Annotated in this window: 6 protein-coding genes; all 6 read right to left on the bottom strand. The window is 60.8% G+C overall.

Annotation, left to right across the window (positions count from 1 at the left end; genetic code table 11):
- Positions 1-3: 3 nt before the first annotated feature.
- The 6 genes from BLV11_RS09520 to BLV11_RS09495 all read right to left on the bottom strand — a co-directional run bounded on the left by BLV11_RS09520 (position 4) and on the right by BLV11_RS09495 (position 10,133).
- Complete coding sequence (locus tag BLV11_RS09520) at positions 4-1,845, bottom strand: DUF3604 domain-containing protein (protein WP_175528320.1); 1,842 nt, start codon at positions 1,843-1,845, stop codon at positions 4-6.
- A 68-nt stretch (positions 1,846-1,913) separates the two neighbouring features.
- Complete coding sequence (locus tag BLV11_RS09515; protein ID WP_217634555.1) at positions 1,914-3,563, bottom strand: arylsulfatase; 1,650 nt, start codon at positions 3,561-3,563, stop codon at positions 1,914-1,916.
- Between the two features lie 218 nt (positions 3,564-3,781).
- Positions 3,782-4,387, bottom strand: a complete 606-nt coding sequence (locus tag BLV11_RS09510; RefSeq protein ID WP_091812947.1) for an antibiotic biosynthesis monooxygenase — start codon at positions 4,385-4,387, stop codon at positions 3,782-3,784.
- 71 nt (positions 4,388-4,458) lie between these two features.
- Complete coding sequence (locus BLV11_RS09505; protein WP_091812944.1) at positions 4,459-5,787, bottom strand: DUF1329 domain-containing protein; 1,329 nt, start codon at positions 5,785-5,787, stop codon at positions 4,459-4,461.
- 15 nt (positions 5,788-5,802) lie between these two features.
- A complete protein-coding gene (locus BLV11_RS09500; RefSeq protein WP_091812942.1) occupies positions 5,803-7,710 on the bottom strand; it encodes a DUF1302 family protein in 1,908 nt (635 codons plus the stop codon).
- A 38-nt stretch (positions 7,711-7,748) separates the two neighbouring features.
- Entirely contained in the window at positions 7,749-10,133 is a 2,385-nt protein-coding gene (locus BLV11_RS09495; protein ID WP_245725977.1) for an efflux RND transporter permease subunit, read from the bottom strand.
- Positions 10,134-10,188 lie beyond the last annotated feature (55 nt).

The raw sequence follows: 10,188 nt of genomic DNA, 5'->3' as shown, positions 1-10,188 counted from the left end.
GCCTCAGGGGGTGTACCAGACCGGCGAGGTCCAGGCCCGCTCCTGAATCGTGGCGGGCAGACCCTCGGGAATTGCCCGGCCGAGGGCGGCGGCGTCATAGGTTGACCAGCGTGGGGTGGGAATCTGCAGCACCCGGGCGTAATAGACCGCAGGTAAGGCGGGGTCGAAGTCCGGGTCGGTCCATACCGTGTTCAGGTCGCTGTCGCCAATGCTGTTGGTGTAGGTCGCGCGGGCAACGTCCACGGTATTGCCAACGGCGGGTACGTTGCCATGTTCATCCGGGTGGCGATTATCCGACAGCGCCACGTCGTAGATCTGTTCGTGCGGCTCGCCATCGTCATCGACCCAGCCCTTGATGATCTGGATGCGATCAAGGTTGGCCCCCGACGCTTCCTTCATGGCCGAGATCAGGAACACCGGGGCCTTGCCCTCCGGAGCCTGGTTGAGCACGCCTCCCATGGCAACGCCATTCTGATAGGCGGCCTGCACCCAGTGGTCGCCGGACATGGAGTCCGCGTCGAAGCCAAAACCGCCGAACAGGCGAACTTTCAGTCGCGGCCCGGAGGTAGCAAAGGTTTCCTTGCGCATCATGGCATCGAAAATGGCCTCCCGGGTATTGGCGAGGGCCCAGACGCCTGCAACGCCGCCGGAGCTGAAACGACGTACCTGTTCTGCGGCTTTTTCGTTGACTCCCGGTGGTCCGTCCAGACGGTGCTGGGGGGCGTTCTCGAAGCCGAACTTGCCCGTGTAGTTGTCTTCCTCGATAACGGCGGCGCCGTCGTGGGTATCGCTGTCGCCAATGAAGCCATACTGGAACGGATTGATGTGGCCCTGCCGCGTGAGCCCGACACCCCGGATCAGCGCCTCACGCATATAACCGCCCTGTTTGTGTTGTGGAGGCGTGGCTGTGGCGGCAAGGGTGTAGTCCCAGATCTCGAAACCGCCAAACTCATCATTGGGGGACAGGATCGGGTGGGTCTCCGAGGTACCCTTGATCTGGCTCAGTTCGTACAGGGGTTCGTTGCGCATGCGGGCTTCGGCGTACGCCTCTGACGACACAGCGCTGCCGCCATAGGACTCTTCGACGGGGAACATCAGGCCGTCGCTGGCGTTGCCGTTATGGGGGATCGCCAGCAGTTCCGAACCCTGGCTGCGCTGCTGTTCCATCCAGCGCCAGAGGTCTTCGGGGACCGGGGAGTCCAGGGTGGAGAAGGGCGTTTCCGGAAGTGTTTCGGTGTCCCGGAATATCACCACCCGGTGCAGGTTCTGCCAGTCCGGCGCTGAGGTCCACTCGAAACCGGCGAAGGTGGTGAATTTGCCCGGTTCATAGTGTTCGTCGGCGTTCGCAATGACCCGTTGCCAGACATTCACCTTGAGCGCCCTGTTGCCAAGAAGCGGGTCTTCGCGTTTGTCGTCGAACATGCTGGTCAGAATCTGCGAGTAGGCCTGGAATGCGGCGGCCGGGTCGTCACCGGTGATGTCGTCAGCGAGGGGGTGATCGCTGACAGGGTTGTCCGGATCCTCCATCAATGGCAGTACGCCCATGTAGGCGGCGTGATCGGTGACCGCGTACCAGTCCAGGGGTGCCCCGATCTGACGGGGCTCATCGCTGCCAAAACCGGGGATGGGTTCGCCCTTGGCCCAGCGATAGGCGTCGTCGGGTTCAGAAACGGCACGATTGATATAGCCGTCGAAAGACCACTTTGTGTGAACGTGAAGGTTACCGAAATAGACCTCGGTCGGTACGGCGTCCTGGGCCAGGGCCGTTGCCGAGACCAGTTGTGCGGTCAGGGCAAGAGGCAACCAGTGGGCTTTCCTGCTCGGAGTGTCCAGTGTTGGATGCATGCTTAAGGCTCCTTTGGTACGGAGGCTCGGGGAGCCTCCGGTTGTGAGCTTGGAATCTTGAACGGGGGTCAGAAAGGCTTGGTCAGCCCGATCTCTTTCATCGGGTACCGTTGGTAGGTGCCGATATGCTGGTCCACCAGGCGGAGGATGCGGGGCAGGCCCCATTCGAAGGTGCGGTGGCCGACGCTCTTCTGTTCCTTGGGATCCAGGTAGAGGTTATAGACCCAGGGCGACATGCCGGTGGAGACCAGGGTTGATTCGTCAAGGTTGGACCCGGGAACGTGGGTCTGGAACACCTTGAAGTGCACCTTGAATTCTTCCCAGCGAATGGCGGTCAGGTTGCGCTCGCTGTACATGAACACCGCTTCCCGATGGCTATCACCGTTGTCGGCGAGGAGGAACGAGGTCTGGTCCACGCCATCAATGTAGCGGTCGTCCGGCAGCTCCGCGCCTCCCAGCGTGAGGCTGGTGTTGAACAGGTCGAGCAGGTCGAACAGGCCTTCGTTGGTGCGGCCGCCGGCAATCATCCCCGGCCACCAGGCGATCCCCGGTACCCGTACACCGCCTTCCCAGGTTGTGCCTTTGCCTCCCCGCCAGGGCTGGAACCCGGCATCCGGCCAGGCATCCTCGTTGGCGCCGTTATCGGAAGTGAAGAACACCAGGGTGTTGTCGGCAATGCCCTGTTCTTCCAGCTTGCGCACCAGTCGTCCGACAATGTCGTCGACTTCAACCACCGCATCCTTATAGGGGGTTGCGGCCGGGCTTGCACCGACAAAATCCCTGGCCGGGAAATTGTCGTTATGAACACGGGAGAAGGAATGCACCAGATAGAACGGTTTGTCCGCCTGGGCCGCGCGTTCAATAAAGTCTTCCGAGAAAGCGGCAAACTGCTGATCGATCTCTGCCACGTCTGCAATCGAATCAAGCTCGGCGATGACTTCCAGAGTGCCGCCCTTGCTGGCGGCGGTCACTGCCGGGGTGCTGAGTTCACGGAGTGCGGCCATGCGTTCCGGGTTATGCACCAGCTCGGGGTAGCGCTGCTCATCCAGGCCCTGGGTGAACTCACTAACCACACTAAGGATGCCAAAATACTCGTCATAGCCCACCTGATGGGGCTGGCTGCCTTCTCCGCTGCCCAGATGCCACTTGCCGGAAAGTGCCGTCATGTAGCCAACGTCGCTGAGCAGTCCGGCCGCCGTCTGCTCACTGCTCCATGGGTTGACCGCGGTGCTCTCGCCAGTGAGGGTGGGACGTGTCAGCCCGGTGCGTGCAGGCAGGCGGCCGGTCATCAGCGCCGCACGGGTGGGCGTGCAGGTGGGCTGGGAGTAGGTGGAGGTCAGCTTGAGGCCTTCCTGGGCCAGGCGGTCGATGTTGGGTGTCGGTGCGCCGACAGCGAGGCCTCCGCCAAAGGCCCCCGGGTCACCCCAACCCATATCATCCACCAGTAGGATCAGGATGTTCGGCTTTTGTCCGGTGCGCGCCTCCAGCGCCTGCAGGCGTGCTTCAGCCTGCGCTTGCTGCGCGGGATGCTGGCGTGCCGGCTCCATGTTCTCGGCAACAGGGACTGCGTCGATAAACGGATCCCGTTCCATGGCCAGGACGTGGCTGCCGGTAACGCCAAGCATCAGGATGGCAGCCAGGGTCGGGATAAACGGGCGGTTTGACGTCACCCGCCTTGAGAGAGGGGTACCGGGGGTACGGTTGTGCGCTGTGTTCATGCGGCGTTCCATCGTTTGTTGTAAGTGTTTGATAGGGGGCGCAACAATCGATGTTCGGCTTCTGGCCTGAGCAATACTTAACGTTTTACGCCAACTATTTGTTTTTCAGTGCATGGCATGAAGTTTTTAGGCCAGAGTGAGTCCGGCTCAGAACCGGCTGATGACCGTTGAAGCGGGGGGAAGGGCTGTGGTCGTTCGGGCGTGGGAGGACCGCCGTGTCAGCGGCTGTGATTGCGTTTGTCAGGAAATAGCCAGAATGAGAACCAGCGGGTCATCCTCGGCATCAGCACGTAGCTCATAAGAAGCATCACCACCCCGGTCACCAGAGCGGTTCTCGCCAGAAGCGGGACCTGTGTCAGGAGATCGCCGAACAGGACGAAAACCAGAGTCACAGCCGGGTAGAGCGCCAACCAGCTGACAATGGTCATTTTGTATCTCGGAGGCGGTTGTACCGGGTTTCGGCCGGGACGGGTGAACCAGGCAACAATACCTTCCGTGACTTCCCGTTCGCTGGGCTGGATCAGCAGGCTCTCGATCTCGCCGAGCAGCTCATTCCGCTCATTGGAGGTCTCCCAGCATGACAGCGATTCCCGATCCCTGAACCTGAAGACGATGCGGTATTCCGGGTCATCGGGTGCGGATGGCCGGAACAGGGCAGCACCCAGATAGCCCGGGAAACCGGAAGCGCGTTCTGTCATTTGACTGCTGAGACGTTCAAACGCGATTTTGTCCCTGTCCTTTACTCGCCGAGACACGACGACGGTTAGCGGTTCCGCGGCAGGCGCCGGGGCATTGTCGGCAGATAGCGTTTCACGGTCAGGCATAGCGAGCCTCCCTGGCGGGAAAAAGGGGCCCGCCACGGCGGGCCCAAGTGAGGAGCAACAACGACGCCGAATCAGCTGCCGGTAGCGCGCAGGTGCTGAACGTTAAACATGTTGGTGGGAGACAGTTGCGGGTCAACCTGGCCCTTGAACTGGCCGGTGGTGCAGTGACTGGCCTGGACATCGATCATGCTGAAGCTGTCATCGATGGAGACACCACTGCCCTCGTTTGCCGGCAGGTGATGATCCGGGTGAGCCTGGCCGATGGTGAAGGTTTTCCAAAGGCTGCCCTTGCGGTCATAGGCCACGGTACGCGGAATCGTAAACGTCTGTGCGTCCATGAAGTGAACCCGTCTGGACAAGGGGTGGCTTTCATCGGCCGGAGAGGCTTCCACCTCATAGACTTTGCGGAGCTGCCAGGTGATGTTGGGGAAGCAGCCTCCCTGGCCGCCGAACGCCACCACCTGATAGCCGTCGTCATCCTGATGGGTTTCCGTATCCAGGGTCAGGTCGTTGTGGTTGTAAAAGGGCATCAGCATGTAGCGGGTGCCTTTGTAGGCCCAGTTCATGTCCGAAATGCGGCCGTTGTAGCCTTCGAAGTCCTCGATCATCAGGTCAGAACCAAGGAAGGCATCGGTGACCTGACCGGTGGCCAGGCGGCGGACCCGGCGCTGGAAACCAAGGTACAGCCAGGAGTTGTCGCGTTTGAGATCGTCCGAAGCCCGGTGAATGAGCAGCTGGGTGTTGCGGACATCACTGGGGTCCAGCACCTGAACATAGATGGCGCGGAACAATTCGGACGGGTTTGGGGTGATTTCCGGCGTCGGTTCCTGGATCACCCGGCCCATATAGTTGAGGAAATGAAAGTTGAATTTGATGGTCCGCTCCACATCCCCGGAGTCCATGTCCCGGTATTTCCAGTAGAACGGGTAGATCGCCGCACTGTCGCCCCAGTTGTAGCCATACTTGTAGTTCCAGGCCAGCTTCTCACCGGCACGGGGGTCGTCAGCGTTCGGCTCCTCCGGGAACGGTCGTCCGGCCTGCCAGCCGCTGATTTCCCCCACCTGATCTCCGAGGGATACCTGGCCGAGGGAGGCGCGGGTCGCCTCCACATAGTTCGGATGCAGATCGAAGGAGGTGGTTTCTCCCACCGTAATGGTGGTCCAGCCCTGTTCGATAAAGCTGTAGAACGCCGGATCAATCACGTCCTTGAACTGGGCCACGTTGTTCTGGTTGATGACCATGCCCGGTGACAGGCCGTCAAACCGGGGTGTCTCGGTCCGGTAGGGGAAGAAGGACTCCTCGATCACCGCGTCATCCGCGACGGTGGCCGTGGCCATCAGGCTGGCGGTCGCGCCGGCAATCAATGTGCGCATCAGGGTTTGGCTGTGGTGCTTTTTCATTGTTTTTCCTCGTGATCAGAAGCTGTAACGAACGGTCAGCTGGATTTCGTCTTCTTCCTGGGCCATGCCGATCGGGCCGGACTTGAAGCGGCCAAGAGGCTCAAGGCCGCCCAGCCCGGCACTTTCGCCTGCGGGCTGACCCGGGTAGGCCTGGGTGAACGGATCCCAGGGATTACAGGTACGGCAGTCATCAAACTGGCGGGCACCGTCGCCGACCTTGATGTTGGCGCCCGCAGTCACTTTGAGGCTGTCGCTGGCCAGCCACTCGACACTGGGTGCCAGGGTGGTTGCCTGGGCACGGAAGTCGTGAGCGGTGATCAGCTGGGGACTGAGACGATCATTCATCCACCAGCCCTTGATCAGCAAGGTGCCAATCCAGTTGTGTTCCCAGTCGGGAATACCGGCCTCGCCAAGCAGGCGCTGTTCGCGCTCATGGTCAAGAATGTGCTGGCCGAAGATCTGGCCGGAGAACAGGAAGGCCCGACGTTCGTTCAGGAATGGCAGGAAGATGTTCTTGTCGGCACCGACCACGTAGCGCAGCACATCCGACTCGGAGTAGAGCTCCTTGCGCAGGGTGTTGGCGAACTCCTCGCCTGAGGTATAAGCCGTCTCGACCCGAACCACGGTATCGATACTCTGTGCGTAGTAGTCGAGGGAGCCGCCAACCAGGTTCACTCGGGGGAAGTGAATGTCGAAGGCAATCAGGCTTGGCCATACGGCGGTCTCACCGGTGAAGCCGTTCTGGGCCGGGATGCCGCCGTGCAGTGACGGTAGCTGGGACCGATAGGTCAGTGCGTTAAGTGAGAAGCCCAGGTCGCCGTAGACACCCTCCATTTTCAGGCCGAGTTGGGTGTTGGACAGCTTCCAGCTGGGCAGGTTGGCCTGTCGGATACCGATCTGGCCGGGGCCAAAGTCGGTGGCAATACTGCCGTTGGCAAAGTTTGCCACCGTACCGCCGTTCTCCCACAGGTTGTTCATGCCGCGGAAGAAACAGCCCGCATCCAGGATGACATTGGGCTGGCCACACTGACCTATGTCGTGGGGCCGGAACTCGTCAAAGTTCCAGACCACCTGAAAGTTGAGGTCGTCAAAGGCGAGGCCATCGAACACCTCCGTGGGCCCCATGCGGTAGTCCGTTTTCAGGATCCACATGGGAATACGGATGTCCTCAAGCTCGTCGTAGATGTTGTTGCGGGAGTAATCCACGGGGTTGATGACATCGAGCACCCGGAACAGGTCGGTTCGCCCCCAGATCACCTGCTGCTTGCCGAGGCGGGTACTGAGGGTATTGCCACTGTCGAAGTTCAGGTCGAAATCCACATACAGCTCACGGATGAAGTCCAGGCGGTCGTTGAACTCCTGGAAGCGGAGGTCATTGGTGTCCTTGTCGAGGTAGTCATCGATACACCCGCGGTCGTCCTCATCACAGGGCCTGACGGGGACACCGAACGCCACGCCGCCCGCCTGGTCGTGGAGGTTTTCGCCGAGCACGATCATGCCGTCGTTGGGGTTATTGGCGGTGTCGAAGGTATTGGGCAGTTCAAGCCCCTCACCGTGAGGGACAAAGGGGGCGGCAAAGGGAGCCGGCGCCGTGTCCTGAAGCAGGATGGGACCGCCGGCGTTGCGACCATACTCATCATCATTCAGATCGTAGACGCCGTCATAGGAGCCCCTGAGGGTCGCATTCACGGAGACATTACTGAACAGGCCGACGTCACCAAACTGTTTTTCACCCTCCAGTTGAATGGTGTTGCGGAATTTGGACAGGCCCACGCCATCCCGGGCGTAGGTTGCGTTCTCGTAGTAACCGTCGATTCTGGCGTCCTCTGAAGCGATCGCCGGAGACAGGGTCACCAGCGAAAGCCCGGTGACGCCGGTGATGGCGGCACACCAGAGACTCATGCCTTTTATTTTTGTTTGCATCGCTGATCCTCGTTTGAGTGATGATGGAGGACGCCCGGTCAGAGCCGGGACGTCGCTCCGGCTACGTACCCCTCAGCCTCCAGCGGATCGCTGGCGGGGGCGGGAGTTGATTGGGGGTGACGATGGTCCGCATGGAGAATGCCGTCCTCGTCGGCGTAGACGCCGGTGATAAAACGCGGCCTGAACAGCAGCACCCAGGAGGGCACCAGCAACATGGCGGTCACGCCGTTGATCACGATCATCACGCACAGCAACAGTGCGGCATCCGATTGGAAACGCAGGTCTGAGAAGATGACCCACATGACAATGCCGGCCATCAGGGTCAATGCGGTAAAGCTGATGGCCATGCCCGTGGTCGCAATCGCCCGCTGGACGGATTCCCGCAGCCCGCCGCACTTAGCCATTTCTTCACGGATCCGGTCCATCATGTAGATCGAATAGTCGATGCCGACCCCGATACCGACGGCAACCACCGGTACGGTATTGATGTCGATGCTGAGTCCGTAGAGCCCCATGTAGGCATAGGTCAGGGTGGTGGCAAACAGCATGGCCAGCAGCATCATCAGGCCAGCATGCCAGGAGGTGTAGAACAGCATCACGAAGGCGAAGATCAGCAGGAATACCAGGGGCAGTACAATGAGGTTGGTTTCGAATGCCGATTCGTTCATTGCTGCGGCTACACCCAGGGTGCCTCCCGCCAGTCGAATGGTCAGGCCTTCAACGTCGTCACCGTGTTCGGCGATCCAGGCCTTGGCCATATGGATGGCGCGGCGGATGGTCTCGCCCTGGCGGTCCTTGTAGTAGAACACCAGGTTGGCAATACGGTCGTCGGTGTCGTTGAACTCATCCAGCGCACCAGGCACGGGGCTGGACGCCATGTAGGTGAACATCAGGCCGCCGACGTACTGGTTGTCATGGGGAATCTGGAACCAGCGCGGGTCATCGTTGTGCATCAGGCGGTTTACCTGCTTGACCAGGTCCGGCAGGCCCTTGCTGCCACCGACCTCGGGATCGGTCTGCATATGGGCCTGGAAGTCGGACAGGGCCGCGAGTACTTCCGGACGCTTGAGGCCGCCGATCTCGTCGGTTTCGGCGATCACATAGAGTTCTTCCGAGCCGGGGAAGCGGTCGTTCACTACCCGGGATGACAGGTTGTAGTCGTGATCCGGGTAAAGAATGGGGGAGCCGGGCTCGGAATCACCAATCTGGACATTGGCGGCGGCCAGCAGGCCCAACCCCATCAGCAGCGCGGCGGAGCCCAGCAGGACTCTCGCCCGTCCCTTGTGGGCGACGGCGCGGGAGCAGCTGCTGCCAATATGGCGCAGGGCGGTTTCCCGCAGCTCGGGATTTTTCGGCGTTGGCAGGATAGAGAGCAGCAGGGGCACGCCGATCAGTACGGTAAAGACCACGGTAATGGCCCACAGCGAGGCATAGATGCCCAGGTGAGTGTTGAGTGGGATTGAACCGATGGCAATCAGCGACAGGCCAATGGCGTCGGACACCACACCTAGCGAGCCGGGGCGGAACAGGCTGTCGAACGTCGCCTTGGCGGCCTTAGGCCCGCTGCCCAGGGCCCGGGTTTCTGCGTAATAGCGTTCCACCAGCTGAACGCCGTGACTCATCGCCCTTGCTGCAATCAGGAAGGGAATGACAAGGCCAAGGGGATCGAGGTTGTAGCCGAGCAGACTGATAATCCCCAGTCCCCAGATGGTGGAGATCAGCACGCCACCGAGGGGGATGAGAACGCCGTAAGCCTTGCGGAAATGAAACACCAGCAGCGCGAGCATGGTGAGTACGGTAAAGATGAAAATCTGCAGGATCTGGTCCATGTAGGTGTAGGCCCAACCCACCAGAACCGGCTGGCCGGTGGCATAGATGGTGACGCCATCGCGGGATTCCTGCTGACGCATTTGCTGGAGCTGGGCAAAGGTCGCGGCGTAGTCCAGTTGACCCTCAATCAGCTGGGCCTTGACCAGGGCCATGCGGAAGTCCGGTGAAACCAGCGGGCCGTAAGCGCGGGGGTTTGCCGAGACGTCAGCCTTCATCTGCGCCAGCGCCTCGTCGGAGTAACGCCCCCGGGTAGAGTCGTAGTAGGGCTCCGAGTTGATGCTGCCGACCTCAGTCAGCCAGATCTTGCGGGAATTGCGGTGGGTTACGCTGGACACCAGGTTGTGGTTGACCCCCGGCAGGCTGTCGACCGCCTGGGTGATCCGGTCGATGGTGGCGAGGTTGTCATTGCTGAAAATGTCGCCTTCAGCGAACTCGACGCCGACCACCAGCACGTTGGCGCCGCCGAAGTCGTCCTTGATGCTGTTGTGCAGCTCGATGTAGGGGTGCTGCTGGGGCAGTAGTCCGGCGAAATCGGTGACGATCTGAAGCCCCGGGATGCGCAGGGCGAACAGCAGGGTGATCAACGCGATCACGCTAAGAACTTTCCGCGGGTTCCGGAAAATCCACAGCTCCAGAAGGTGCATGAGG

Source organism: Marinobacter mobilis (assembly GCF_900106945.1).
Taxonomy (GTDB): domain Bacteria; phylum Pseudomonadota; class Gammaproteobacteria; order Pseudomonadales; family Oleiphilaceae; genus Marinobacter; species Marinobacter mobilis.
Note: the sequence above shows the minus strand (reverse complement) of the source record. Positions and strands in the feature narration are given on the sequence as shown.

Bases quoted from the DNA above. Each gene is read 5' to 3' on its own strand.
- BLV11_RS09500 (WP_091812942.1), bottom strand. From the start codon at position 7,710: ATGCAAACAAAAATAAAAGGCATGAGTCTCTGGTGTGCCGCCATCACC.
- BLV11_RS09520 (WP_175528320.1), bottom strand. From the start codon at position 1,845: ATGCATCCAACACTGGACACTCCGAGCAGGAAAGCCCACTGGTTGCCT.
- BLV11_RS09505 (WP_091812944.1), bottom strand. From the start codon at position 5,787: ATGAAAAAGCACCACAGCCAAACCCTGATGCGCACATTGATTGCCGGC.
- BLV11_RS09515 (WP_217634555.1), bottom strand. From the start codon at position 3,563: ATGAACACAGCGCACAACCGTACCCCCGGTACCCCTCTCTCAAGGCGG.
- BLV11_RS09510 (WP_091812947.1), bottom strand. From the start codon at position 4,387: ATGCCTGACCGTGAAACGCTATCTGCCGACAATGCCCCGGCGCCTGCC.